Annotated in this window: 22 protein-coding genes; 8 read left to right on the forward strand and 14 right to left on the reverse strand. The window is 73.5% G+C overall.

Annotation, left to right across the window (positions count from 1 at the left end; all coding sequences use genetic code 11):
• A partial coding sequence (locus tag RIM90_RS03600) for a VWA domain-containing protein (protein ID WP_309059043.1) occupies positions 1-599 on the reverse strand: 599 nt, incomplete at its 3' end.
• A gap of 170 nt (positions 600-769) precedes the next feature.
• On the opposite strand from RIM90_RS03600, the gene RIM90_RS03605 reads away from it, so the two are divergent.
• Together RIM90_RS03605 and RIM90_RS03610 are read left to right on the forward strand one after the other, a co-directional pair.
• On the forward strand, positions 770-1,699 hold the full coding sequence (locus RIM90_RS03605; protein WP_309059044.1) for a rhomboid family intramembrane serine protease: 930 nt from the start codon (positions 770-772) through the stop codon (positions 1,697-1,699).
• The gene (locus RIM90_RS03610) at positions 1,696-2,598 is read left to right on the forward strand and encodes a chitosanase (RefSeq protein WP_309059045.1); all 903 of its coding nucleotides are present in this window, start codon (positions 1,696-1,698) and stop codon (positions 2,596-2,598) included. Before RIM90_RS03605 ends, RIM90_RS03610 begins: the two co-directional genes overlap by 4 nt.
• Positions 2,599-2,719: 121 nt before the next feature.
• On the opposite strand, the gene RIM90_RS03615 is transcribed toward RIM90_RS03610, so the two are convergent.
• From RIM90_RS03615 to RIM90_RS03625, 3 genes are all read right to left on the reverse strand, one after another.
• Positions 2,720-4,183, reverse strand: coding sequence for a glutamate synthase subunit beta (locus RIM90_RS03615; RefSeq protein WP_309059046.1), 1,464 nt, complete (start codon positions 4,181-4,183; stop codon positions 2,720-2,722).
• A complete protein-coding gene (gene gltB, locus RIM90_RS03620; protein ID WP_309059098.1) occupies positions 4,176-8,774 on the reverse strand; it encodes a glutamate synthase large subunit in 4,599 nt (1,532 codons plus the stop codon). Before gltB ends, RIM90_RS03615 begins: the two co-directional genes overlap by 8 nt.
• 402 nt (positions 8,775-9,176) lie before the next feature.
• Positions 9,177-9,908, reverse strand: a complete 732-nt coding sequence (locus tag RIM90_RS03625; RefSeq protein ID WP_309059047.1) for a VIT1/CCC1 transporter family protein — start codon at positions 9,906-9,908, stop codon at positions 9,177-9,179.
• A gap of 282 nt (positions 9,909-10,190) precedes the next feature.
• Here RIM90_RS03625 and RIM90_RS03630 point away from each other — a divergent pair, with 282 nt between their 5' ends.
• From RIM90_RS03630 to RIM90_RS03655, 6 genes are read left to right on the forward strand one after another with little or no spacing between them, the layout of a single operon-like run.
• Complete coding sequence (locus tag RIM90_RS03630; RefSeq protein WP_309059048.1) at positions 10,191-11,303, forward strand: ADP-ribosylglycohydrolase family protein; 1,113 nt, start codon at positions 10,191-10,193, stop codon at positions 11,301-11,303.
• Positions 11,300-12,694 (forward strand): ADP-ribosylglycohydrolase family protein, encoded by a 1,395-nt coding sequence (locus RIM90_RS03635; protein WP_309059049.1) that lies wholly within the window; start codon positions 11,300-11,302, stop codon positions 12,692-12,694. Before RIM90_RS03630 ends, RIM90_RS03635 begins: the two co-directional genes overlap by 4 nt.
• A 7-nt stretch (positions 12,695-12,701) precedes the next feature.
• Entirely contained in the window at positions 12,702-13,883 is a 1,182-nt protein-coding gene (locus RIM90_RS03640) for an ADP-ribosylglycohydrolase family protein (protein ID WP_309059050.1), read from the forward strand.
• On the forward strand, positions 13,871-15,238 hold the full coding sequence (locus RIM90_RS03645) for an ADP-ribosylglycohydrolase family protein (RefSeq protein WP_309059051.1): 1,368 nt from the start codon (positions 13,871-13,873) through the stop codon (positions 15,236-15,238). The genes RIM90_RS03640 and RIM90_RS03645 overlap by 13 nt, the downstream gene beginning before the upstream one ends.
• Positions 15,235-16,470 (forward strand): CoA transferase, encoded by a 1,236-nt coding sequence (locus tag RIM90_RS03650; protein WP_309059052.1) that lies wholly within the window; start codon positions 15,235-15,237, stop codon positions 16,468-16,470. Before RIM90_RS03645 ends, RIM90_RS03650 begins: the two co-directional genes overlap by 4 nt.
• Positions 16,467-17,297: a CoA ester lyase gene (locus RIM90_RS03655; protein ID WP_309059053.1), complete on the forward strand. Its 831-nt coding sequence runs from the start codon at positions 16,467-16,469 to the stop codon at positions 17,295-17,297. The genes RIM90_RS03650 and RIM90_RS03655 overlap by 4 nt, the downstream gene beginning before the upstream one ends.
• Positions 17,298-17,396: 99 nt before the next feature.
• Here RIM90_RS03655 and lgt read toward each other — a convergent pair whose 3' ends face one another.
• The 10 genes from lgt to RIM90_RS03705 form a co-directional block, all read right to left on the reverse strand.
• Positions 17,397-18,371: a prolipoprotein diacylglyceryl transferase gene (lgt, locus tag RIM90_RS03660; protein ID WP_309059054.1), complete on the reverse strand. Its 975-nt coding sequence runs from the start codon at positions 18,369-18,371 to the stop codon at positions 17,397-17,399.
• 93 nt (positions 18,372-18,464) lie between these two features.
• Positions 18,465-19,241, reverse strand: a complete 777-nt coding sequence (locus RIM90_RS03665) for a thioredoxin domain-containing protein (RefSeq protein WP_309059055.1) — start codon at positions 19,239-19,241, stop codon at positions 18,465-18,467.
• Positions 19,242-19,364: 123 nt separating this feature from the next.
• On the reverse strand, positions 19,365-20,183 hold the full coding sequence (gene trpA, locus RIM90_RS03670) for a tryptophan synthase subunit alpha (protein ID WP_309059056.1): 819 nt from the start codon (positions 20,181-20,183) through the stop codon (positions 19,365-19,367).
• On the reverse strand, positions 20,180-21,466 hold the full coding sequence (gene trpB / locus RIM90_RS03675) for a tryptophan synthase subunit beta (protein ID WP_309059057.1): 1,287 nt from the start codon (positions 21,464-21,466) through the stop codon (positions 20,180-20,182). The genes trpA and trpB overlap by 4 nt, the downstream gene beginning before the upstream one ends.
• 59 nt (positions 21,467-21,525) lie before the next feature.
• A complete protein-coding gene (gene trpM / locus RIM90_RS03680; RefSeq protein ID WP_309059058.1) occupies positions 21,526-21,777 on the reverse strand; it encodes a tryptophan biosynthesis modulator TrpM in 252 nt (83 codons plus the stop codon).
• Positions 21,778-21,798: 21 nt separating this feature from the next.
• Entirely contained in the window at positions 21,799-22,608 is an 810-nt protein-coding gene (gene trpC / locus RIM90_RS03685) for an indole-3-glycerol phosphate synthase TrpC (protein WP_184817123.1), read from the reverse strand.
• Positions 22,609-22,784: 176 nt separating this feature from the next.
• Complete coding sequence (locus RIM90_RS03690; protein WP_309059059.1) at positions 22,785-23,219, reverse strand: DUF2752 domain-containing protein; 435 nt, start codon at positions 23,217-23,219, stop codon at positions 22,785-22,787.
• A 76-nt stretch (positions 23,220-23,295) separates the two neighbouring features.
• Positions 23,296-23,547, reverse strand: coding sequence for an HGxxPAAW family protein (locus RIM90_RS03695; RefSeq protein ID WP_309059060.1), 252 nt, complete (start codon positions 23,545-23,547; stop codon positions 23,296-23,298).
• A gap of 532 nt (positions 23,548-24,079) precedes the next feature.
• Positions 24,080-24,721 (reverse strand): TIGR02234 family membrane protein, encoded by a 642-nt coding sequence (locus RIM90_RS03700; RefSeq protein ID WP_309059061.1) that lies wholly within the window; start codon positions 24,719-24,721, stop codon positions 24,080-24,082.
• A gap of 41 nt (positions 24,722-24,762) precedes the next feature.
• The gene (locus tag RIM90_RS03705; protein WP_309059062.1) at positions 24,763-26,256 is read right to left on the reverse strand and encodes an anthranilate synthase component I; all 1,494 of its coding nucleotides are present in this window, start codon (positions 26,254-26,256) and stop codon (positions 24,763-24,765) included.
• Positions 26,257-26,266: the final 10 nt, after the last annotated feature.

Genomic DNA, 26,266 nt, shown 5'->3' on the forward strand with positions numbered 1-26,266 from the left:
GCGTTGTCGACGACCCGCTTGTCCGGTACCGCCAACTCGTCGAGTTTCCGCAGGTAGTCGAACTGCCGGCTGTCCGGGTCGCCGAAGCCGACGAACTGCCAGAACAGCGGCAGCCGCGCCGCCTTGCAGAGGTGGCGCTCGGCGGCGAGCCGGTTGACGGGGCCGCCGTCGGTCTGGAAGACGACGAGCGCGGGCGCGGTCGCACCGCTGTCCAGGTAGTGGTCGATGACCGCGTCCATCGCCAGGTGGTAGCTGGTCCTGCCCATGTGCCCGAGCCCGGCCACGATCCGCCCGATGCGCCCCTGGTGGTCGTCGAGGGCGATGTCGGTGACGGCGTCCACGTCGGTCGAGAAGAAGACCACCGGCACGGTGCCGTCGTCGTCGAGGTGCGCGGACAGGCCCAGCACCCGGTCGGCGAGCGCCTGCACGCTGCCGTCCTTGTAGTACGGCTTCATCGAGCCGGAGTAGTCGACGACCAGGTAGACCGCGGCGCGCAGCCCGTCCAGTCCGTGCTCGGCCAGTGACGCGCCGGCGGTCTTGTAGAGGCCGACCAGCGCGGGCGCGGTCTCCTCGATCTTGCGCAGGCTGATCGCGGCCACGTGAACTCCCCCTCGCCCTCACCGGGACCGGCTGCTCGGCCACCGGAACCGGACCCGAGGGTACGGCACCCTCACCCCGCCGCTCCTTCCGTCCACCCGCGTTCGTTATTTTGTTCGCCGCCGCCCCCACCGGCTCAGTCCCGTCCCCGTCCCCCGCAAGGAGCCGGTCCGTGGATCCCGATTCCACCGTCACCACCTGCTACCGCCACCCCAGGGTGGAGTGCCACGTCCGCTGCACGCGCTGTGAGCGGTACATCTGCCCGGACTGCATGCGCGAGGCGGCCGTGGGCCACCAGTGCCCCGAGTGCGTGAAGGAGGGCGCGCGGTCGATGCGGCAGGCGCGCACCGTGGTGGGCGGCCGGGTCTCGGCGGTGCCCGTGGTGACGTACGTGCTGATCGCGGTCAATGTGCTGGCGTATCTGGCGGAGTTGGCGCGGCCGGAGATCGTGGACCGGTTCGCGATGCTGGGCGCGGGACTGGTCGGACCGGACGGTGCGCGCTACCTGTGGGTCGAGGGCTCGTACTTCGGGGACTACCGGCCGGAAGGGCTGGTGGACGGCGAGTGGTACCGGATGCTGACCGGCGCGTTCCTGCACATGCCGCCCACCGGGGGGACGTTCGGCGTCTTCCACATCGTGATGAACATGGTGGCGCTGTGGAACCTCGGCCGGCTCGTCGAGCCGATGCTGGGCCGCGTGCACTACCTGGCCCTGTATCTGCTGTCGGCGCTGGGCGGTTCGGTGCTGGTGCTGCTGCTCGCGCCCGGGGAAGCCGTGGTCGGGGCGTCCGGGGCGATCTTCGGAGTGGGTGCCGCATACTACGTCGTGGCGCGGCGGGTCGGCATCGACATGGGCACCGTCAACCGGTTCATGACCGGTCTGCTGCTGTGGCTGGTGGTCTCCGCGGTGGTCACCTCCTGGGAGGGGCACCTCGGTGGGCTGCTGGCGGGCGGTGCGGTGGCGCTGGTGTTCGCGTACGTGCCGCGGGGGCCGCGCAGGGGCCTGGTCCAGGCGGCGGCGTGCGTGGGGCTGCTGGTGCTGCTGGTGGCGCTGGCGGCGGTCAAGGTGTCCGAGCTGACGGGTGGAGGGGTTCCCCAGTGAAACGTTCCGGTGTGCTGTTCCTCGCGGCCCTTCCCGTGATCGCCACGGGGGTGTACTTCGTCATGCCGACGGACTCGGCCGACGCCCCGGCCGTCCCGCCCGCGGCCACCGCCCAGTCGGCCCGCGAGGACGCCAAGGACCGGGCCGAGCAGGAGCGGGCGGCGGACGACGCGCTCATCGCCGACCTGCCGCCGGGGCTCGCCGCCCCCGCGAAGAAGGAGCTGGCCCAGCAGCTGGTGGCGAGCGCCGGGCACTCGACCACCGACTGGCGCACCACCTACGGCGCCATCGAGGACCACGGCGACGGCAGGGGCTACACCGCGGGCATCATCGGCTTCTGCACCGGCACCCACGACCTGCTCACCCTGGTCGAGCGGTACACCAAGGCCCACCCCGACAACGGACTGGCCTCCTACCTGCCCGCCCTGCGCGAGGTCGACGGCACCGACTCCCACGAGGGCCTGGACCCCGGCTTCACGGCCGCCTGGCAGGCGGAGGCCAAGGTACCGGCGTTCCGCAAGGCCCAGGAGGAGGAGCGCGACCGCGTCTACTTCGAACCGGCGGTCCGCCTCGCCAAGCTGGACGGCCTCGGCACGCTGGGCCAGTTCGTCTACTTCGACGCGATGGTCTTCCACGGCCCCGACCTCGACGCGAACGGCTTCTACGGCCTGCGCGAGCGCGCGATGAAGCAGGCGGAAACGCCCGCCGAGGGCGGTTCCGAGAAGGCCTACCTGGACGCCTTCCTCGACGTCCGCCGCGAGGCCATGCTGGCCCAGCACCCGGACGGCGACACCTCCCGCGTCGACACGGCCCAGCGCCGGTTCCTGGACGCCGGGAACCTGGACCTGGACACGCCGCTGGTGTGGGAGATGTACGGGGAGGGCTACACGCTGCCCTGAGCATGCGACGGCGCCCGCCCCCTCATCCGGTCGGGGACGGGGGCGGGCGCCGTCTGTGTTCCGTACGCCTTTGTACGGGACGTGCGGGGTGGCGGCCCGCAGGCCGCCCATGCGTGTTCCGTCAGACCGTCAGCGCACGGTCGGTCGGGCGGATCGGGGCCGGCAGCTCGCTCGCCCCGGTGAGGAAGCGGTCGCAGCCGCGGGCGGCCGAGCGGCCCTCGGCGATCGCCCACACGATGAGCGACTGGCCGCGTCCGGCGTCACCGGCGACGAACACGCCGGGCACGTTGGTCTGGAAGTCGGCGTCGCGGGCGATGTTGCCGCGCTCGTCGAGCTCCAGGCCGAACTGCTCGACCAGTCCGTTCTCCCGGTCGGTGCCGGTGAAGCCCATGGCGAGGGTGACCAGCTGGGCGGGGATCTTGCGCTCGGTGCCCGGCTTCTGGGTCAGCTTGCCGTCGACGAACTCGACCTCGACCAGGTGCAGCCACTGGACGTTGCCGTCCTCGTCGCCCTCGAAGTGGGTGGTGGAGACGGAGTAGACCCGCTCGCCGCCCTCCTCGTGCGCCGAGGTGACCTTGTACAGCATCGGGAAGGTCGGCCAGGGCTGGGTGACCGGGTTCCGCTCCTCGTTCGGGCGGGGCATGATCTCCAGCTGGGTGACGGAGGCCGCGCCCTGGCGGTGGGCGGTGCCCACGCAGTCGGCGCCGGTGTCACCGCCGCCGATCACGACGACGTGCTTGCCCTCGGCCGAGATCGGCGGGGCGACGTAGTCGCCCTCCTGGACCTTGTTGGCGAGCGGCAGGTACTCCATGGCCTGGTGGATGCCCTTGAGTTCGCGGCCCGGCACCGGCAGGTCGCGCGCGGTGGTGGCGCCGACGGCGAGGACCACGGCGTCGTACCGCTTGCGCAGCGCGGTCGCCGGCATGTCCCGGCCGATCTCGATGCCGGTGCGGAACTTGGTGCCCTCCGCGCGCATCTGCTCGATACGGCGGTTGATGTGCCGCTTCTCCATCTTGAACTCGGGGATGCCGTAGCGGAGGAGACCGCCGATGCGGTCGGCCCGCTCGTACACCGCGACCGTGTGACCGGCCCGGGTCAGCTGCTGGGCGGCGGCCAGGCCCGCGGGGCCCGAGCCGACGACGGCGACGGTCTTGCCGGACAGGCGCTCCGGGATCTGCGGGGCGACGTCCCCGGTCTCCCACGCCTTGTCGATGATCGAGACCTCGACGTTCTTGATGGTGACCGGCGGCTGGTTGATGCCGAGCACACACGCCGACTCGCACGGGGCGGGGCACAGCCGGCCGGTGAACTCCGGGAAGTTGTTGGTCGCGTGCAGGCGCTCGCTCGCCGCCGCCCAGTCCTCGCGGTAGGCGTAGTCGTTCCACTCGGGGATGAGGTTCCCCAGCGGGCAGCCGTTGTGGCAGAACGGGATGCCGCAGTCCATGCACCGGCTGGCCTGCTTGCTGATGATCGGCAGCAGGGAGCCGGGGACGTAGACCTCGTTCCAGTCCTTGACGCGTTCCTCGACCGGGCGGGAGGTGGCGACCTCGCGGCCGTGGTTCAGAAAGCCCTTCGGGTCAGCCATTGATCGCCGCCTCCATCATCTTCTCGGTGATCTCGGTCTCGGACAGACCGGCTCGCTCGGCGGCGTCCTTGGCGGCGAGCACTGCCTTGTACGTAGTGGGGATGATCTTGCTGAAGCGCTCCACGGAGACGGACCACTCGGCGAGCAGCTTCTCGGCGACCGTGGAGCCGGTCTCCTGCTGGTGCCGGCGGACCACGTCGTGCAGCCACTGCTTGTCGGCGTCGTCCAGCGCCTCGATCGCGTCCAGGTTGCCGGCGTTGACGTTGTCGCGGTTCAGGTCGATGACGTACGCGATGCCGCCGGACATGCCGGCCGCGAAGTTGCGGCCGGTCTCGCCGAGGACGACCGCGTGCCCGCCGGTCATGTACTCGCAGCCGTGGTCGCCCACGCCCTCGGAGACGACCAGCGCGCCGGAGTTGCGGACGCAGAACCGCTCGCCGACCTTGCCGCGCAGGAACATCTCGCCGCCGGTGGCGCCGTAGGCGAGGGTGTTGCCCGCGATGACGCTGTACTCGGCGAGGTGGTCGGCGCCGCGGTCCGGGCGGACGACGATCCGCCCGCCCGAGAGGCCCTTGCCGACGTAGTCGTTGGCGTCGCCCTCCAGGCGCAGCGTGATGCCGCGCGGGACGAAGGCGCCGAAGGACTGGCCGGCGGAACCGGTGAAGGTGATGTCGATGGTGTCGTCGGGGAGCCCTGCGCCGCCGAACTTCTTCGTCACCTCGTGGCCGAGCATGGTGCCGACCGTGCGGTTGATGTTGCGGATGGCGACCCGGGCGCGCACCGGCTGGGCGTCCTCGGCGCCGGAGGCGGCCAGCGCGTCGGCGGCGAGCTTGATCAGCTCGTTGTCGAGCGCCTTCTCCAGGCCGTGGTCCTGGGCGACGACCTGGTGGCGGACGGCGCCCTCGGGCAGCTCGGGCACGTGGAACAGCGGGGCCAGTTCCAGGCCCTGCGCCTTCCAGTGGTTCACCGCGCGGGTCACGTCGAGCACCTCGGCGTGGCCGACGGCCTCCTCGATGGAGCGGAAGCCCAGCTCGGCCAGCAGCTCGCGGACCTCCTCGGCGATGAACTGGAAGAAGTTCACGACGTACTCGGCCTTGCCGGAGAACCGGTCCCTGAGGGTCGGGTTCTGCGTGGCGATGCCGACCGGGCAGGTGTCCAGGTGGCAGACGCGCATCATGACGCAGCCGGAGACGACCAGCGGAGCGGTCGCGAAACCGAACTCCTCGGCGCCGAGCAGCGCGGCGACGACCACGTCGCGGCCGGTCTTGAGCTGGCCGTCGGTCTGCACGACGATCCGGTCGCGCAGGCCGTTGAGCAGCAGGGTCTGCTGGGTCTCGGCGAGGCCGAGCTCCCAGGGACCGCCCGCGTGCTTCAGGCTCGTGAGAGGCGAAGCACCCGTGCCGCCGTCGTGACCCGAGATGAGCACCACGTCCGCGTGCGCCTTGGAGACGCCCGCGGCGACGGTGCCGACGCCGACCTCGGAGACCAGCTTGACGTGAATGCGCGCCTGGGGGTTGGCGTTCTTCAGGTCGTGGATCAGCTGGGCGAGGTCCTCGATGGAGTAGATGTCGTGGTGCGGCGGCGGGGAGATGAGTCCCACGCCCGGCGTCGAGTGCCGGGTCTTGGCCACCCACGGGTAGACCTTGTGGCCGGGCAGCTGGCCGCCCTCGCCGGGCTTGGCGCCCTGGGCCATCTTGATCTGGATGTCGTCGGAGTTGACCAGGTACTCGGAGGTCACGCCGAAGCGGCCGGAGGCGACCTGCTTGATGGACGACCGGCGCGCCGGGTCGTACAGGCGCTCCGGGTCCTCGCCGCCCTCACCGGTGTTGGACTTGCCGCCCAGCTGGTTCATGGCGATGGCGAGGGTCTCGTGCGCCTCCTTGGAGATGGAGCCGTACGACATGGCGCCGGTGGAGAACCGCTTGACGATCTCGGAGGCCGGCTCGACCTCCTCGATCGGGATCGGCCCCCGGTCCGACTTGAAGCCGAACAGGCCGCGCAGCGTCATCAGGCGCTCGGACTGCTCGTTCACGCGCTCGGTGTACTTCTTGAAGATGTCGTAGCGGCCGGTGCGCGTGGAGTGCTGGAGGCGGAAGACCGTCTCCGGGTCGAACAGGTGCGGCTCGCCCTCGCGGCGCCACTGGTACTCGCCGCCGATCTCCAGGGCGCGGTGCGCGGGAGCGATGCCCGACACGGGGTACGCCTTGGCGTGGCGGGCGGCGACCTCCTTGGCGATGACGTCGATGCCGACGCCGCCGATCTTGGTCGCGGTGCCGTTGAAGTACTTCTCGACGAAGGCCTCTTCCAGGCCGACGGCCTCGAAGACCTGCGCGCCGCGGTAGGAGGCGACGGTCGAGATGCCCATCTTGGACATGACCTTCAGCACGCCCTTGCCGAGGGCGTGGATGAGGTTGCGGATGGCCTGCTCGGGCTCCATGCCCGGCAGGAAGGTGCCCGCGCGGACCAGGTCCTCGACGGACTCCATCGCCAGGTACGGGTTGACGGCGGCGGCGCCGTAGCCGATGAGCAGGGCGACGTGGTGGACCTCGCGGACGTCGCCGGCCTCGACCAGCAGGCCCACCTGGGTGCGCTGCTTGGTGCGGATGAGGTGGTGGTGGACGGCCGCGGTGAGCAGCAGCGACGGGATCGGCGCGTGCTCGGCGTCGGAGTGCCGGTCGGACAGGACGATCAGGCGGGCGCCGTTCTCGATGGCCGCGTCGGCCTCGGCGCAGATGTCCTCGATGCGGGCGGCGAGCGCGTCACCACCGCCGGAGACCCGGTACAGGCCGGACAGGGTCGCGGCCTTGAAGCCGGGCATGTCGCCGTCGGCGTTGATGTGGATGAGCTTGGCCAGCTCGTCGTTGTCGATCACCGGGAACGGCAGTACGACGCTGCGGCAGGAGGCGGCCGTCGGCTCCAGCAGGTTGCCCTGCGGGCCGAGGGCGGAGCGCAGGGAGGTGACCAGTTCCTCGCGGATCGCGTCCAGCGGCGGGTTGGTGACCTGCGCGAACAGCTGGGTGAAGTAGTCGAAGAGCAGCCGCGGACGCTCGCTCAGCGCGGCGATCGGCGAGTCCGTGCCCATCGAACCGATCGGCTCCGCACCTGCCTTGGCCATCGGCGCGAGGATGACGCGCAGCTCCTCCTCGGTGTAGCCGAAGGTCTGCTGGCGGCGGGTGACCGAGGCGTGGGTGTGCACGATGTGCTCGCGCTCGGGCAGGTCGGACAGCTCGATCTCGCCGGCCTCGAGCCACTCCGCGTACGGGTGCTCGGCGGCGAGCTGGGCCTTGATCTCGTCGTCCTCGATGATGCGGTGCTCGGCGGTGTCCACGAGGAACATGCGACCGGGCTGCAGGCGGCCCTTGCGGACGACCTTCGCGGGGTCGATGTCGAGGACGCCGACCTCGGAGCCGAGGACGACCAGGCCGTCGTCGGTGACCCAGTAGCGGCCGGGGCGCAGGCCGTTGCGGTCGAGCACGGCGCCGACCTGGGTGCCGTCGGTGAAGGTGACGCAGGCGGGGCCGTCCCAGGGCTCCATCATCGTGGAGTGGTACTGGTAGAAGGCGCGCCGGGCCGGGTCCATCGAGTCGTGGTTCTCCCACGCCTCCGGGATCATCATCAGCACGGAGTGCGGCAGCGAACGGCCGCCCAGGTGCAGCAGCTCCAGGACCTCGTCGAAGGACGCCGAGTCGGAGGCGTCGGGCGTGCAGACCGGGAAGATGCGCTCGATGGCCTTCCGGTCGGAACCGAACAGGTCGGAGACCAGCTGGGACTCGCGGGCGCGCATCCAGTTGCGGTTGCCCTTGACCGTGTTGATCTCGCCGTTGTGCGCGACGAAGCGGTACGGGTGCGCGAGCGGCCACGACGGGAAGGTGTTCGTGGAGAACCGGGAGTGCACGAGCGCGATCGCGGAGGCGAAGCGGCGGTCGGACAGGTCCGGGAAGAAGGGCTCGAGCTGGCCGGTGGTCAGCATGCCCTTGTAGACGAGGGTGCGGGCCGACAGGGACGGGAAGTAGACGCCCGCCTCGCGCTCGGCGCGCTTGCGCAGCACGAACGCCTTGCGGTCCAGGTCCAGGCCCTTGCTGCTGCCGTCGGAGACGAAGATCTGGCGGAAGGCCGGCATCGTCGAGCGGGCGGTGGCGCCGAGCAGCTCGGGGGCGACGGGCACCTCGCGCCAGCCGAGGACGGTCAGGCCCTCGTCGGCGGCGATCCCGTCGATCCGGGCGACGGCGTCCTCGGTGGCGTCCTGCGGCAGGAAGGCGATGCCGACGGCGTAGGCGCCGGCCTCGGGCAGTTCGAATCCGGCCACGTCGCGGAAGAAGGCGTCCGGGACCTGGGAGAGGATGCCGGCGCCGTCGCCGGAGTCCGGCTCGGAGCCGGTGGCACCACGGTGTTCGAGGTTGCGCAGGACGGTGAGGGCCTGGTCGACCAGCGTGTGGGACGCCTCGCCGGTGAGGGTGGCGACGAAACCGACGCCACAGGCGTCGTGCTCGTTGCGGGGGTCGTACATACCCTGCGCAGCAGGGCGAGCATCCATGAAGGACCAGTTCTGGCCATTCGCGGAATGCTGGGACGGCTGGCGCGGCGTACGCATCGGCTCTCCCGTCGTCGTCATGTGGCTGGAAGTACCTCCCAGGCCCTTCGGGCTCTGGGGGAGCAGGTGCCGAGGGACGACGTTGGCCCTCTGCGTGGGGTGCGAAATTTCGTGCAGGTTACATGATGGAGCGGTTCTCGGGAACCGGGATAATCCGTTCCATCATGCGGACACCTCGTGGGTCGCGGCGGGGGTTCCGCGCCCGGCGGTGGAAGCTGTGGGGACCGAGCGGGACAGATCGGTGTCCGTCGGCCGGCGACGGGGCGGGCTCCTTCGTCCGCCCCGCGGGCGCGCCGTCGGCCTCATTGCCCACAGCGCTTACGGCTCATGCCCGGTGGTCACGCGGCCGAAACCAGCGAGTAACGACTAATTATGCGGTCCGGCGCATAAGTGCGAGCCGGGTCATCCTACGGCCGTTCCGAACAGCGTGCCCAGGGCGTACGTCACACCGGCCGCCGCGCCACCGAGGGCGAGCTGCCGCAGCCCGCTGTACCACCAGGTCCGCGCCGTCACCTTGGCCACCACCGCACCGCACAGGAAGAGTCCGAGCAGCGCCAGCAGCACGGCGGGCCACAGACTGCTCGCGCCGAGGAGGTAGGGCAGCACGGGCAGCAGGGCGCCCAGCGCGAAGGAGCCGAAGCTGGAGACGGCGGCGACGGTGGGCGAGGGGAGGTCGCCGGGGTCGATGCCGAGCTCCTCGCGGGCGTGGATCTCCAGGGCCTGCTCGGGGTCCCGGGACAGCTGCCGGGCCACCTCGCGGGCCAGCTCCGGTTCGACGCCGCGGGCCTCGTAGAGCGCGGCGAGCTCGGCCTCCTCGTCCTTGGGGTGCTTGCGCAGCTCGCGGCGCTCGACGTCCAGCTCGGCCTCGACCAGCTCGCGCTGGGAGGCGACGGAGGTGTACTCACCGGCCGCCATGGAGAAGGCGCCGGCGGCCAGGCCCGCGAGGCCGCTGAGGACGACGGTCTGCTGGCTGACGGAGCCGCCGGCGACACCGGTCATCAGGGCGAGGTTGGAGACCAGGCCGTCCATCGCACCGAAGACGGCCGGGCGCAGCCAGCCGCCGTTCACGTCCCGGTGCGTGTGATTGTCGCGGTGCGCCTCGTGCAGCACCGCCTCGGTCTCGATGATGGCCATGACGCGTCCCCCCGGGGAGCTTGAGCCGAGCCCTTCCGAGCTCTCTTTGGACTGGTTCTACTTTTCGACGACTCCCAATGTACGCCGCGAAATTCTCCGCCGCCAGCAAGGAAAGGCTGGGCTAACCTGCGGTTTTACGGATTCTGCTCGGTTGTGTGAAGGGCTGCTCACATGTCGACCGGGTGACGCTGGGGCTCATGAGGCTGCGCGGAGCACCGCACCGGGGACAGTTCCGCAAAGGGCCTCGCGCCTCTCGGGGCGCCCCTGAGAGGAGAGCCGCGCATGGCATCGACCGCCCGCACCCCCTCGGTCCCGGCGCTCGGGAACGCCATCGGGCTCCGCGAACGGGCCCGCGGCGCGCTGCTCGGCCTGGCCGTCGGCGACGCCCTGGGCGCCCCGGCCGAGAACATGAAGCCCTCCGACATCCGTGCGGTCTGGGGCCGCATCACGGGATACGTCACGGACCGCCCCGCGGGCACGGACGACACCGAGTACGCGATCTTCTCCGGCCTGCTGCTGGCCCGGCACGGCCACGCGCTCACCCCGGCGCATGTCGAGGCGGCCTGGCACGAGCTGATCGCCGACCGTGCCGAGGGCCCCTTCCGGGGCGCCGGTTTCAGCGAGCGCGGCACGCTGGAGAACCTGCGCCGGGGACTGACCGCGCCCATCTCCGCCCAGCACCGGCACGCCTGGAGCGACGGGCTGGCGATGCGGGCGGCGCCCTGCGGGGTCTTCGCGGCCGGCCGTCCCGACGAGGCGGCCCGGCTGGCGGCCGTCGACGGCTCGGTCAGCCACGACGGCGAGGGCATCTACGGCGGGCAGGCGGTCGCCGCGGGCGTCGCGGCGGCGATGGCCGGAGCCCCGGTGGTCGCGGTCGTGGCCTCCGCCCTGGCGGTGGTCCCGGACGACTCCTGGACCGCCCGCTCACTGCGCCGCGCCGTCACCGCGGCCCACCTCGGCGAACGCGCGGTCCGCTCGGCGGTCGTGATCGGCGGCTACCCCTGGACCGACCTGGCCCCCGAGGCGGTCGCCCTCGCCTTCGGCGCGTACGCGGCGGCCGACGGCGACTTCGAGCAGGCGGTGCTGACGGCCGTCAACATGGGGCGCGACGCCGACACCACGGCGGCGGTCGCGGGCGCCCTGGCGGGCGCGACGCAGGGCGCCCGCGCGATCCCGGAGCCCTGGGCGGCCGCCATCGGCCCGGCCCGCGGCAGCTGCCTCCCGGCGATGGCGGGACACCACGTCCTGGACATCGCGGACCTGCTGGCGCCGGACGGGGACGGGGAGCGGGACACGGCGGGGTGCGCGCCGGGCGAGACGCCGCTGCGGGGCGACGAGCCGGCCCCGGACACCTTCGTCCTGGTGGCGGACGACACGACGGAGGCCCCTTCATGACTCCCCCCGGCCCCACGGCCACCGACACCGGCACCGGCACCGGCACCGAGAAGCCCACGCAGGGCCCCGCGCCCGCCGACGGCACCCGGCCCCCGGGGAACCCCGCAGCCACCGCCGACGCCCGGCCCCCGCAGGAACCACCCGCACCCGCCGACGGCGAGCAGCCCGCACAGGGGCCACCCGCACCCGACCACGAAACCCGTACGGGTGGTGCGAGGGGGAACACCCCCCGGGCCGAAGGCGCAGCCGGGGCCGAAAACCCCGCACCGCCGCCGCGGGCACACCGCGTCGAGGGGCTCCTCCTCGGCCTCGCCGCCGGGGACGCCGCGGGATGGCCCGCCGCACGGCACCGCGCCGCCCGGATGCCCGAGTGGACACGACGCCTCACCCGGGAGCTGGACACCTTCGCCGAGCAGAACGCGACCACCACCCTTCCCGTGCCGATCGCCCTCAACCAGCCCCCGGAGCCCCTGCGCCTCGGCCCCTCCGACGACGCCGAGTGGGCCGCGTTCGCGGCCGAGGCGGTGCTGCTGGCCGGGGACGACAGCGTGCTCGGGGATCTGAGCAGGGGTCGCCGGACGCGTGCCGCCATCGATCTGACCTGGAACGCCGTCGCCGCCGAGGTCGCCGCGGCCACCGAACGCGCCCCCGAGACCGAGTCGGCGGTCCTCCCCCTGCGCGCCCGCATCTCCGTGCGGGCCGGTCTCGGCAACCTGGCCACCGGTCTGCGCCCGCCCGCCACCGGCCACGACAACCCGCACTACTTCGACGACGCGGCCTGCGTACGGGCCTGCGTGCTGGCCGTGGCCCACCCCGGCGATCCCGCGGGCGCCGCCGCCCTCGCCGAGTTCGACGCCCGCTACACCCAGGACGGCGACGGGGTGCACGGCGCCCGCGCCATGGCCGCCGCCGTCTGTCTCGCGCTGGCCGGAGCGGACACGCACGCGTGCGTGGCCGCCGCGCTCGCCGAGCTGCCCGAGGAGACCGAGATCGGCCGCAACGCCCGGCACGCCCTGCGGCTCGCCGCCGACGCCGACAGCGCCTTCGCGCTCGTACCGCCGCTGGAGCACCAGATCGTCGACCACGTCTACAGCTACGGCATCGCCGCCGCCGAGACCGTCCCCGTCGCCCTCGCCCTGGCCACCGCCGCCCACGGCCGGATCGCGGAGGCCGTCCCCGCGGCGGCCTGTCTGTCGCGGGTCGCGGACTCCGCCCCGGCGCTCGCCGGCGCCCTCACCGGCGCGCTGGGCGGCGGCGCGGCGATCCCCCGGACGTGGCGGGAGAGCTGCCGCGTCCTCTCCGGCTGCGCGCTCCCCCGGCTCACCGGCACGGACCTGGTGGAACTCGCCGGACTCCTGGAGGCCGTGCAACCGGCTCCACCGGAGGGATGATTCGGGCATGACGCGCGAAGAGGCAGGAAAACGTGATCAGGGCGTGCCCCTGGACGAGCGGATCACCGGTGCCCTCGTGGGAGCCGCCGTCGGCGACGCCCTCGGCGGGCCGGTCGAGGGCTACTCCCCCGAACAGATCGTCGAGCGCCACGGCGGACGCGTGCACGGCGTCGTCGGCCCCTGGAACGGCGACGCCTGGCGCACCGCCCGCCCCATCGCCCCGTACCACAAGGGCGACGGCCACGTCACCGACGACACGTTGATGACGCACGCGCTGGTCCGGGTGTACGCGACGGTCCGCGACCACCTGGACGCCCACGCGGTCGCCGACCACCTGGTCCCGGACCTGATGACGAACCCGCGCTGGATCCCGGAACTGGAGGCGGAGGCGCTTCCGCTGCAGCGGATCTTCCTCGCGGAGAAGTGGCTGGTGGCCCGGCTCCACTACGGTCACGTCGACCCGCGCGAGGCGGGCGTCGGCAACATCGTCAACTGCGGTGCCGCGATGTACATGGCGCCGGTCGGCCTGGTCAACGCGGCCCATCCGGCCGCCGCCTACGCCGAGGCGCTGGACGTCGCGGGCGCCCACCAGTCGTCGTACGGCCGGGAGGCGGCCGGGGTCCTCGCGGCGGCCGTCGCGGCGGCGTGCGCGCCGGGCGCGACGCCGGACTCGGTGGTCGCCGCGTGTCTGTCCCTGGCGAAGGACGGCACGCGGGCGGCGATCGAGCGGGTCTGCGAGGAGGCGTCCCGGCACCCGGACTTCGAGTCGGCGCTGCGTCCCCTGCGGGAGGCGGTGGCCCCGTACGACACCGTGGGCCCCGACTACCGCTCCCCCTCCCTGGGCGCCCGCCGCCCCTCCCGGCTGCACGCCGTCGAGGAACTGCCCGTGGCACTGGGGATGGTGGTGGTGGCCGGCGGCGACTTCCGGCACGCGGTGCTGGGCGCGGTGAACTACGGCCGGGACTGCGACTCCATCGCCACCATGGCCGGCGCCGTGACCGGTGCCCTCGGCTCACCGGTCCCCGAGGACTGGGCCAAGACCGTGGCGGAGGCCAGCCGCCTCGACCTGTGGGAACCCGCGGTCACGCTCACCGGCGTGGCCCGCGAGGTCTTCGCCCGGGACGTACGGCGCCGCCGGGCCCACGAGCGGGCGTTCGCGGAGCTGGGAGGGCCGGGATGCTCAGACTGACGTGGGTGCAGCCGGAGGACCTGATCGGCCACGAGCTGCGCCAGGCGGCCCAGGACGGCCGCGAGCCCTCGGTGGTCGCGGCCCGCTGGCGGGCGGCGGGCGGCCCCGAGGCCCCGCTCGGCGCGGGCGCGTCCCCGCGGCCGGCGTCCCGCTGCCTGCGCCTGCTGGCCGCCGACCTGCTGGACGAACTGGCCGACCTGCCCAGTGCGCTGGCGGACGACGAGCCGACCGGCCTGACCGGGATCCGGGCCCTGTGCCCCGACTGGCCGCGACCGCCCGCGCATCCCCCTTCCCCGCCGGGCCCCGAACGCCTCGAGGCCGCCTGGCTCGGCCGGGCCGTCGGCTGCCTGCTGGGCAAACCGGTCGAGAAGCTCCCCCTCGACGGCATCCGCCGCCTCGCCCGGGCCGCCGGGAACTGGCCCCTGGCCGGCTACTTCACCGCCCGCGGCGTCCCGGAGGAACTGCTGGCCCGGTACCCCTGGAACCGCCGCTCGGCCCCCACCTCCCTCGCCGAGAACATCGACGGCATGCCCGAGGACGACGACCTCAACTACCCCCTGCTGGGCCTCCTCGTCCTCCGCCGCCACGGCCGCGGCTTCACCACCGCGGACGTGGCGCGCGTCTGGCTCGACGAACTGCCCGCCGGCCGCGCGTTCACCGCCGAACGCGTCGCCTACCGCAACCTCCTCAGCGGTCTGGAACCGCCGCTGACCGCCCGTCACCACAACCCCTTCCGCGAGTGGATCGGCGCCCTGATCCGCGCCGACGTGCACGGCTGGACCAACTCCGGCGACCCGGCCGCCGCCGCCGCACAGGCCCACCGCGACGCGACCCTCACGCACACCGCCAACGGCGTCTACGCGGCGATGTTCACCGCGGCCGTCATCGCCGACGCCGCCACCGGCACCCGCGACGTGCACGCCTGCCTGCGCACCGGCCTCACGGTCGTCCCGCCCCGCTCCCGTCTCGCCCGGGCCGTCGAGCACGCCGTCCGGCTGGCCCGTGAGCACAGTGACTTCACCACCGTCGTCGACCTGCTGCACGACACGTACGCCGCCACCCACCACTGGGTGCACGCCGTCCCCAACACCGCCCTGATCGCCGCCGCCCTCACCCACGCGGACGGCGACTTCGCCGGCTCCGTCTGCCGGGCGGTGTCCGGCGGTTGGGACACCGACTCCAACGGTGCCACCGCCGGGAGCATCGCCGGCCTGCTCGCCGGTTCCCCGGCCGCGCTGCCCGACCGCTGGACGGCCCCGCTGAGGAACCGGCTGGCGACCTCCGTCGGCGGCTTCCACGGCACCGGCTTCGACACCCTGGCCCAGCTCACCCACCAGGAGGCCTCCCGCCCATGACCCGGCCCGACCCGACCGCCGCCCCACCGACCGCCCCGTCCCCCGCCGGACCCCCGCTGACCGGCCTGCGCGTCCTGGACCTCGCCACCCTCTTCGCCGGCCCGCTGGCGGCGACCCTGCTCGGTGACTTCGGCGCGGAGGTCGTCAAGGTCGAGCATCCGAGGAAACCCGATCCCTCCCGCGGCCACGGCCCGTCCAAGGACGGCGTCGGCCTGTGGTGGAAGGTGCTCGGCCGCAACAAGCGCACCATCACCCTGGACCTGTCCAGGCCCGGCGGCCGGGCCGCCCTCCTGCGCCTGGCCGGGACCGCCGACGTGGTCATCGAGAACTTCCGCCCCGGCACCCTGGAGAAGTGGGACCTGGGCTGGCCCGAGCTGTCCGCCGTCAACCCCCGCCTGATCCTGGTCCGGGTCACCGGCTTCGGACAGTTCGGCCCGTACGCGCACCGCCCGGGCTTCGGCACCCTCGCCGAGGCGATGAGCGGCTTCGCCGCGATCACCGGCGAACCGGACGCCCCGCCGACCCTGCCGCCGTTCGGCCTGGCGGACTCCATCGCGGGCCTGGCCACGGCGTACGCGGTCATGACCGCGCTGGCCGGCCGCGACCGCACCGGCGAGGGGCAGGTCGTCGACATGGCCCTGATCGAGCCGATCCTCACCGTGCTCGGCCCCCAGCCGACCTGGTACGACCAGCTGGGCCACGTCCAGCCCCGCACCGGCAACCGCTCCCAGAACAACGCCCCCCGGGGCACCTACCTCACCGCCGACGGCACCTGGGTCGCCGTCTCCACCTCGGCCCAGTCGGTCGCCGAACGCGTGATGCGTCTGGTGGGCAGGCCGGAGCTGATCGACGAGCCCTGGTTCGCCACCGGCGCCGGCCGGGCCCGGCACGCGGACGTCCTGGACGAGGCGGTCGGCGGCTGGATCGCGCAGCGCACCCGCGCCGACGTGCTGGCGGCCTTCGAGAAGGCGGAGGCGGCCGTCGCCCCCGTCCAGGACGTACGGGACGTGATGGCGGATCCGCAGTACCAGGCCCTGCACACGATCACCACGGTCGACGATCCCGAGCTGGGTCCGCTGCGCATGCAGAACGTCCTCTTCCGGCTCTCCGGCACCCCGGGCGCGATCCGCTGGGCCGGCCGCCCGCACGGCGCGGACACCGAGGAGGTGCTGACCGAACTGGGCCTCGCCCCGGCCGACCTCGCGGCGCTGCGCGCGGAGGGCGCCCTGTGACGGACTTCCCGCTGACCTGGCTCTACGCCCCCGGGGACCGCCCCGCCGTGGTGGCGAAGGCGCTCGCCTCCGGCGCCGACGTGGTGGTGATCGACCTGGAGGACGCGGTCGCCCCCGACCGCAAGGCCTACGCCCGCGCGGCCACCGCCGAGCTGCTGCGCGACCCGCAGCCGGTCCCGGTCCACGTCCGCGTCAACGCCCTGGGCGGCCCCTGGGGCGAGGCCGACCTCGCGGCCGTCGCCCCGGCCCCGGGCCTGTCCGGTCTGCGGCTGCCCAAGGTGTCCTCCCCGTCCGAGGTCGTGCGCGCCGCGCGCCGCGCCGTGTCCGCGCACGGCGGTGTGCTCCCCCTGTACGCCCTCCTGGAGTCGGCCCTCGGCATCGAACGGGCCCACGCCGTGGCCACCGCCCACCCGTCCCTGCGCGGTATCGCGATCGGCGAGGCGGACCTGCGGGCCGACCTGGGGGTACGGGAGGACGCGGGCCTCGACTGGTCCCGCTCCCGCGTGGTCGTGGCCGCGCGGGCGGCGGGCCTGGCCCCGCCCGCCCAGTCCGTCCACCCGGACACCCGCGACCTGGAGGGCCTCATCGCCTCCTGCGCCCGCGGTCGCGCCCTGGGCTTCCTGGGGCGCGCCGCGATCCACCCCCGCCAGCTGCCGGTCATCGAGCGGGCCTACCTCCCCGGCGAGGAGGAGATCGAGCAGGCGGAGACGATCGTCAAGGCGGCGGCGACCGGGCAGGGCGCCCAGGCACTGCCCGACGGCGGGTTCATCGACGCGGCGGTGGTGGCGGCGGCTCGGCGAACCCTGTCCCTGGTCCGCAGGACCTGATGCCGGAAGCCACCCCGGAATCCACCGGAACCACCGCCCGGCACACGCCGAGGGCGCCCGGAACGTCTCCGGGCGCCCTCGGCGTCGTGCGGCGGGCCGTCAGCCCTTCTTCGCCGAACCGGCCCCGTCCTTGGGGTTCCCGGAGCTCTCGGGGCTCTCGGAAGCCCCGGGGGGTTCCTCCGCCGTGGCACCGCCCTCGGCGTCCGGCGAGTCCGCCTCGTCCTTCTCCACGGCCCCGGCCTCGTCGGCACCGCCGGAGGCTCCCGGCTCCACCACGGTCTCGCGCCCCGGCCGCTTCCTCGCCGACAGCACGATGTACAGCACGGCGAGCAGGAAGACGAGGATCGAGGTCCAGTTGTTCAGCCGCATGCCCAGGACGTGGTGGGCCTCGTCGACGCGCATGTACTCGATCCAGAACCGGCCCGCGCAGTACGCGGCGACGTACAGCGCGAACGCCCGCCCGTGGCCGAGCCCGAAGCGGCGGTCGGCCCAGATCACCAGCAGGGCGACGCCGACGCACCACAGCGACTCGTACAGGAACGTCGGGTGGTAGGTGCCCGGAACCCGGCCGTCGGCGGAGGAGGTGATCTCCACCGCCCACGGCAGATCCGTGGCCCGCCCGTACAGCTCCTGGTTGAACCAGTTGCCCCAGCGTCCGATCGCCTGGGCGAAGGCGATGCCCGGCGCGACGGCGTCTGCGTAGGCGGGCATCGGGATGCCCCGGCGCCGGCAGCCGATCCACGCGCCCAGGGCGCCGAACGCGATCGCGCCCCAGATGCCGAGGCCGCCCTCCCAGATCTTGAAGGCGTCCACCCAGTCACGGCCCTCGCTGAAGTACAGCTGGTAGTCCGTGATCACGTGGTAGAGCCTGCCGCCGACGAGGCCGAACGGCACGGCCCAGACAGCGATGTCGGCCACCGTGCCGGCCCGCCCGCCCCGGGCGATCCAGCGCTTGTTGCCGAGCCAGACGGCTACGAAGACGCCGATGATGATGCAGAACGCGTAGCCGCGCAGCGGAACGGGGCCGAGGTACAGCACCCCGCTCGACGGGCTGGGAATGTAGGCAAGTTCCATGGCAGGGTCGACGCTACCGTGCCGGACCGGCCGCACGACGGGCGGCCCGGCTACGGCTCCATAACAGGACCCCGGGAATTCCCGGGGGCGGTGCTAGCCCTTGTTGGCCTCCTGCACCATCTGCTTCAGCTTCTCCGGGGTCATCGAGCGGTCCTGGTAGATGTTCTTGCCGTCGAACAGGACGGTCGGCGTGCCCGTGAAGCCGCCCTTCTGGAAGGCGTCGTGGGACTTGGCGACCCAGCTGTTGTGCTTGCCGTCCTCGACGCAGGAGCGGAAGGCGGGGGTGTCGAGGCCGTCGACCTTGCCGGCCAGCTCGATGAGCTTGTCGTTGTCGGCGAAGGCGTCGTCGCTCTCCATCGGCTGGTTGTCGAAGAGCACCTTGTGGTACGCGGCGAACTTCCCGGCGTCCTGGGCGCAGGCGGCGGCGTTGGCCGCGTTGCGGGAGCCGGTGCCCCCCATGCCGCCGTCGATGAGGGTGACCAGGTGGTACTCCGTCTTCAGCCGGCCCGCTCCGGTCAGTTCGTCGAGGGTCGGGCCGTAGGCCTGCTCGAAGGCCTTGCAGGCCGGACAGCGGAAGTCCTCCCACACCGTGAGTGTGGCCTTGGCGTCCTCCTTGCCGACCGGGATGACGGTGCCGTCCTCGCCCACCGCGCCCGAGGGCGCCACGACCGGGCCCGCCGAGTCGCTCCCGTCGTCCTTGCCGGAGTTGGCGGCGACGACGCCGATCACCGCCGCGAGCCCCAGGACGCAGACCACGCTCGCACCCACGATCAGACCGCGGCGCCGCTTCTCCGCGGCCTTCCGCTTCTCGCGCTCGACCGCCAGCCGCTCCCGGGCGGTGCGCTTTCCCTCACGATTCTTCTCGCTCACACCCCGCAGAACGAACCGGGGAGGCGCACCGCGCCTCCCCGGTCACAGGTCCACCCGTACGAGGGACCCGTATGACTACCTGCGGATATCCGGCCGCGCGGGCCCGTCCGCCGTGCCCGTCCCCTACGCCTGTCCGCGCACGCCCTTGGCGAGGTCGCCCGCGAGCGCGCGGACGGCCTCGATGCCGGCGGCGTGGTCGGGGGCGTCCAGCATCCGCTTGACGAAGGCCGAGCCGACGATCACACCGTCGGCGAAGCCGGCGACCTCGGCGGCCTGGGCGGGGTTGGAGACGCCGAGCCCGACACAGACCGGCAGCCCGGTGCCGGTGGCCCGGGTGCGCTCCACCAGGTCCCGGGCCTGCGCGCCGACCGACTCACGGGTTCCGGTGACGCCCATCAGGGAGGCGGCGTAGACGAAGCCGCTGCCGGCCGCGGTGATCTCGGCGAGCCGCTCGTCCTTGCTGCTGGGCGCGACCACGAAGACCGTGGCGAGGCCGTGCTTGTCGGCGTGCTCGCGCCACAGCGCCGACTCCTGGACGGGCAGGTCGGGCAGGATGCACCCGGCGCCGCCCGCCTCGGCGAGTTCGGCGGTGAACCGCTCGACGCCGTAGCGGTCGATGGGGTTCCAGTACGTCATGACGAGGACCGGCTTGCCGGTGGCCCGGTGCGCCTCGCGGACCGTGCGCATCACGTCGGCGATCCGCACGCCGCCGCGCAGGGCGATGTCGTCGGCGGTCTGGATGACGGGACCGTCGAGGACGGGGTCGCTGTGCGGCAGACCCACCTCCACGACGTCGGCGCCGCCGTCGAGGACGGCCCTGACCGCCTCGATGCCGCCGTCCACGGTCGGGAACCCGGCCGGGAGGTAGGCGATGAGCGCCGAGCGCCCCTCGGACTTCGCCGCGGCGAGGGTGTCCGTCAACAGCTGGATGTTGCCGCTCACTTGGCGTCCCCCTCGATCTCGGCGGCGCCGCCGGCCTCGTCGGCGGCGACCTCGGCGTCGGTGTCGTACAGCCCGAAGTAGCGGGCGGCGGTGTCCATGTCCTTGTCGCCGCGGCCGGACAGGTTGACGACGATCAGCCCGTCCTCGCCCAGCTCCTTGCCGACCTCCAGGGCGCCGGCGAGCGCGTGGGCGCTCTCGATGGCCGGGATGATGCCCTCGGTGCGCGACAGCAGCCGCAGGGCCTGCATCGCGGCGTCGTCGGTGACCGCGCGGTACTCGCCGCGGCCGGAGTCCTTGAGGTAGGCGTGCTCGGGCCCGATGCCCGGGTAGTCGAGCCCCGCCGAGATGGAGTACGGCTCGGTGATCTGGCCCTCGTCGTCCTGGAGGACGTAGGAGCGCGAGCCGTGCAGGATGCCGGGCTCGCCCGCGGTCAGCGTGGCCGCGTGCTCGCCGGTCTCGACGCCGTGCCCGGCGGGTTCGCAGCCGACGAGGCGGACGCCCTCGTCGGGGATGAAGGCGTGGAACAGGCCGATGGCGTTGGAGCCGCCGCCGACGCAGGCGACGGCGGCGTCGGGGAGCCGTCCGGCGCGCTCCAGCAGCTGGCGGCGGGCCTCGACGCCGATGACGCGGTGGAAGTCGCGGACCATCGCCGGGAAGGGGTGGGGGCCGGCGACGGTGCCGAAGAGGTAGTGGGTGCGGTCGACGTTGGCGACCCAGTCGCGGAACGCCTCGTTGATGGCGTCCTTGAGGGTGCGGCTGCCCGACTTCACGGCGATGACCTCGGCGCCGAGCATGCGCATCCGGGCCACGTTGAGGGCCTGGCGCTGCGTGTCGATCTCGCCCATGTAGATGGTGCAGTCGAGGCCGAACAGGGCGCAGGCGGTGGCGGTGGCGACGCCGTGCTGGCCGGCGCCGGTCTCGGCGATGACGCGGGTCTTGCCCATGCGCTTGGTCAGCAGGGCCTGGCCGAGCACGTTGTTGATCTTGTGGGAGCCGGTGTGGTTGAGGTCCTCGCGCTTGAGGAAGACCCGGGCACCACCGGCGTGTTCGGCGAACCGGGGCACCTCGGTGAGGGCGCTCGGGCGGCCGGTGTAGTTCACCAGCAGGTCGTCGAGCTCGCGGGCGAACTCGGGGTCGGCCTTGGCCTTGTCGTACTCGACGGCGACCTCGTCCACGGCGGCGACGAGCGCCTCCGGGATGAACTTGCCGCCGAACGCGCCGAAGTAGCCCTCGGCACTGGGGACCCGGCCCTCCGGGTCGGGGATGAAGAACTCGCTGGGCATGCGGAAACCTCACGGTGAGTGCGTGGAAAGAACACTGTTCGCCGTGGGGGCGGGGAGGGTCAGCCGACCGCGGGCCCGCCGTGGCCGGTCGCGCCCGCGCGACGCGGTCGCACAGTCGGGTGCAGCCCCGCGCCCCCGAAGACCGGCTGCTGCCATCGCATGCCGTTCACCTGCCCCGGCTCGTCACCGATGACGTACCGCACCCGCCGGCCGTGCACCCGGCGTGCGGGCGCGCGGCAGCCGCGGGGCCGGCAGCCGCGCGCGAGGCGGGCGTACGGGTCCCGGGTCGTCACGGTGATCGGAAGCGTCATCGGTGTCAGCCTACCGGGAGATCAGCCCCGGCCGTGGCGCAGTGCCGGGTGCTCCCCCGCCGCCACCAGGTCGGAGACCGCCGTCTTCGGGTCGCGCCCGGTGACGAGGGACTCGCCGACCAGGACGGCGTCGGCGCCGGCGTTGGCGTAGGCGATGAGGTCGTGCGGGCCGCGGACGCCGGACTCGGCGACCTTGACCAGGTGGGCGGGGATCTCGGGGGCGACCCGCTCGAAGGTGCCGCGGTCGACCTCGAGGGTCTTGAGGTTGCGCGCGTTGACGCCGATGACCTTGGCGCCCGCGTCCACCGCCCGCTCGACCTCGTCCTCGTCGTGCACCTCGACGAGCGGGGTGAGCCCGATGGACTCGGCGCGCTCGATCAGCGACTCCAGGGCCGGCTGGTCGAGGGCCGCGACGATCAGCAGCGCGAGGTCGGCGCCGTACGCGCGGGCCTCCCAGAGCTGGTACGAGGTGACGATGAAGTCCTTGCGCAGGACGGGGATGTCCACGCGCGCGCGGACCGCCTCCAGGTCGGCCAGCGAGCCGCCGAAGCGGCGCTGTTCGGTGAGGACGGAGATGACGGCCGCGCCGCCCGCCTCGTAGTCGGCGGCGAGTCCGGCCGGGTCGGCGATCGCGGCGAGCGCGCCCTTGGACGGGCTGGAGCGCTTGACCTCGCAGATCACCTTGACGCCGTCGCCGCGCAGGGCGGCCACGCCGTCCTTGGCCGCGGGAGCCTTCGCCGCACGCTCCTTGAGCTCGTCGAGGCTGACGCGCGCCTGCCGCTCCGCGAGGTCGGCACGGACTCCGTCGATGATCTCGTCGAGCACACTCACGCGAGCGGCCCCCTTCCAGACGGTCGGTCTTCGATGCGTCGGCTTCCGCCGCGGGGCCCGCCTTCGCGGTCGGGTCGCCGGACGAAACCGGTGGTCACTGCGATGGTATCCGCAGCCGGGCGTATGCCTCGCATCCGGTTGACGCCGGTCCCACCACCTGGACGTTCACCTGCTGATCAAGGATGCAGCCAGCCACCGAACGGTAGGTTCCGGACAACCGTGAAGACCAGCAGCAACGCCCCCAGGGACCACAGCAGCACCGGCGGGGGGTCGATCCGCAGCGGCTGTCCCCGTACCGCGCGGACCACCCATACGGTCCACAGCACGGCGAGGCCCGCGTAGCCGAGGACGGCGGGCGCGTTGGCCTGGAGGGCCGCGAGGAGGTCGCCGTGGACGACGGCGTGCGCGCTGCGCAGTCCGCCGCAGCCGGGGCAGTACAGGCCGGTGAGGCGCAGGAGCGGGCAGGCCGGGTAGTGGCCGGGCTCGTTGGGGTCCACAATCCCGACGTAGGCGAAGGCTCCGGCGACGGCGGCGAGCACCCCGGCGGGGAGGGCCAGCCGGGCCGCCCTGCCGCGGGTCACGCTGGGGGCGGGGGCGTTCACACCGTGCATTGTGCCCCGGACGCGCGTCAGGGGCGGTCGCGGCACCACCGTGCCGACCGCCCCTGCCGGGGGTGCTCCGCGGCGCTCAGCCCTCGGCGCGGGCCGGCTCGCGGTCGCCGGTGACCTGGTGAACGGGGTGGTCGCTCTTCGGCTGGCCCAGGCCCATCGAGCGCATGACGGCGCCGACGACACCGCCGAGGAGCACGATGCCCATGCCGGCCCAGAAGCCCACGGGCTGGGCCATGACCATGAACGCGCCCGCGACGCAGAAACCGATGAAGGCGATGATGACACCGGTCCAGGCGGCCGGGGTGTGACCGTGGCTGCTGCCCGCCATTGCTTGCTCCTCGTTGCTGTGTGCGTGTCTGAGCAGGACGCTCACGCTCATTGTCCCGCACGCGCGCGTGCGGGGTGAGCGGGGGTGCTCCCCGGCGCGCTGCCGGAGCGTCCGGCGAAGTCCCGCCGGGGCCGCTCCGGCGTCCCGGACCCGGTCGGGCGGCCCCCACCGGCTCCCGCCGGGGCCCTCCCGCACGCCCGCGCGGGAGCGACCGTCCGACGCGACAGCGCGCGAGGGGACCGACGGCCCCGGCGCCGGTTCCCGCACACCGCGCGGGTGGTGGCGGCCCCCCGGCCAGGGGTTTCGCCCGGTCGGCCGTCGGCGCGGACCCACCCTCCGCGCGAAGGGCGACAGCCCCCGGCGCGGTTCCCCGTCCACCCGGCCGACCGACTCGCGGGGCTGGCATCCCGCGCGGCACATGGCGGCTCTCGGCGCCGGATCCGGGCCCGGCGCGCCCCCGGCGGGAGGGGCGGCCCACGGTGCGGTGTCCCGGGCGCGCCGGTCCGGTCCCCCGGGCGGCCGCCGGCGGGCTTCAGGCGCCGGTCGGGTCCTCGCCGCGGTCGAGGGCCTTCCAGAGGTCCTCGGGGCGGTCGGGGTCCACGGCGGGGGCCTTGCGGCGCTGCCGGGGGGCACCGCCCCGTTCGTAGCGGCCGGACATGGCGGGCCACAGCCGGCCGTAGCGCAGGGCGAGCAGTCCGGCCAGCAGGAGCAGCAGGCCGCCCACGGCCGCGACGTAGGGCCATGCGGTGTGGGCGAGGGCGTCCACCGTGGCGGAGGTGTCACCGGAGGCCTCCGCGGCCTTCTCGTCGAGCGCGGCACTGTCCGAGGCCCCGATCAGGGCCGCCGTGACGGTGCCCGCCCCGGCGAGGGCGAGCAGCGCGGCGACGGCGAGGCGTCCGACGCGGCGGACGGCGAAGACGGCGACGAGCGCGGCCAGGCCCACGATGGCCAGGGCGGCGGGGACGCCGGTGACGTCGCTGCCCCGGGCGGTCAGGGGGAAGGCGCCGCCGGCCACTCTCGCGGTGCCCTCCGCCCACTGCTGCCGGGTGGCGAGCAGGGCCACGGCCGCGCCCAGGGCGCCGCACAGCAGGGCGGCGGCGAGGCTGATGCGGCCGGCCCGGGCGGAACCCACGGCCTCGGAACGGGAGGGAGGTACGGCAGTCACGTACTCCACTATCGCCTGAACCCCGGGCGAACCGTCACCCGGGGTTCGTCTCAGGGCTTTCCCAGCCGGTTCGCCGTGTGAACGGCGCGCAGCACCGCAGCCGCCTTGTTGCGGCACTCGGTGTCCTCGGCGACCGGGTCGGAGTCGGCGACGATCCCGGCGCCGGCCTGCACGTACGCGGTGCCCTCGCGGAGCAGCGCGGTGCGGATGGCGATGGCGGTGTCGGAGTCGCCGGCGAAGTCGAGGTAGCCGACGCAGCCGCCGTACAGCCCGCGCCGGGACGGCTCGAGTTCGTCGATGATCTGCATCGCGCGGGGCTTGGGCGCACCGGACAGCGTGCCGGCCGGGAAGCAGGCGGTGAGCACGTCGAAGGCGGTGCGGCCGGCCGCGACCCGGCCGGTGACCGTCGAGACGATGTGCATGACGTGCGAGTACCGCTCGATGGACATGAAGTCGACGACCTCGACCGAGCCGGGCTCGCAGACCCGCCCGAGGTCGTTGCGGCCCAGGTCGACGAGCATGAGGTGCTCGGCGCGCTCCTTGGGGTCGGCGAGCAGTTCGTCGGCGAGGGCCTGGTCCTCCTGCGGGGTGGCGCCGCGGTGCCGGGTGCCGGCGATGGGGTGGACCATCGCCTGTCCGTCCTCGACCTTCACCAGTGCCTCGGGGGACGATCCGACGACGTCGAAGCCGTCGAAGCGGAACAGGTACATGTACGGCGAGGGGTTGGTGGCGCGCAGGACCCGGTAGACGTCCAGGGCGCTCGCCGTGCACGGGGTCTCGAACCGCTGGGAGGGGACGACCTGGAAGGCCTCGCCCGCGCGGATGCGCTCCTTGACGTCCTCCACGGCCCGCTGGAAGTCGGGGCCGCCCCACAGTGCGGTGTACTCGGGCAGCTCGGAGGGCGGCAGCACGGCCGGGGGCTGGGCCACCGCGCGGGTGAGGTCGGCCTCCATGGCGTTCAGGCGGGCCACGGCGTCGGCGTAGGCCTCGTCGACGCCGGTCTCCAGGTCGTTGTGGTTGATCGCGTTGGCGATCAGCCAGACGGCGCCCTCCCAGTGGTCCATGACGGCCAGGTCGCTGGTGAGCAGCATGGTCAGCTCGGGCAGCCGCAGATCGTCCCGTTCGCCGGGGCCGATCCTCTCCAGGCGGCGCACGATGTCGTAGCCGAGGTAGCCGACCATGCCGCCGGTGAAGGGCGGCAGGCCGAGGTCGTGGGCGAGGTCGCGCGGGGTGTGCAGGGCCTCGAGGGTGGCGCGCAGCGCGGCGAGCGGGTCGCCGTCGGCGGGGACGCCGACGGGCGGGGCGCCCTGCCAGTGGGCCCGTCCGCCGCGCTCGGTGAGGGTGGCGGCGCTGCGGACGCCGACGAAGGAGTAGCGGGACCAGGAGCGTCCGTTCTCGGCGGACTCCAGCAGGAAGGTGCCGGGGCGCTCGCCGGCGAGCTTGCGGTAGAGCGCGACCGGGGTGTCGCCGTCGGCGAGCAGCTTGCGGGTGACCGGGATGACCCGGCGGTCGGTGGCGAGCTTGCGGAACGTCTCGAGGTCCATGGCGGCAGAC

Origin of the sequence: Streptomyces sp., from assembly GCF_031181555.1 — a bacterium.
Taxonomy (GTDB): domain Bacteria; phylum Actinomycetota; class Actinomycetes; order Streptomycetales; family Streptomycetaceae; genus Streptomyces; species Streptomyces fimbriatus.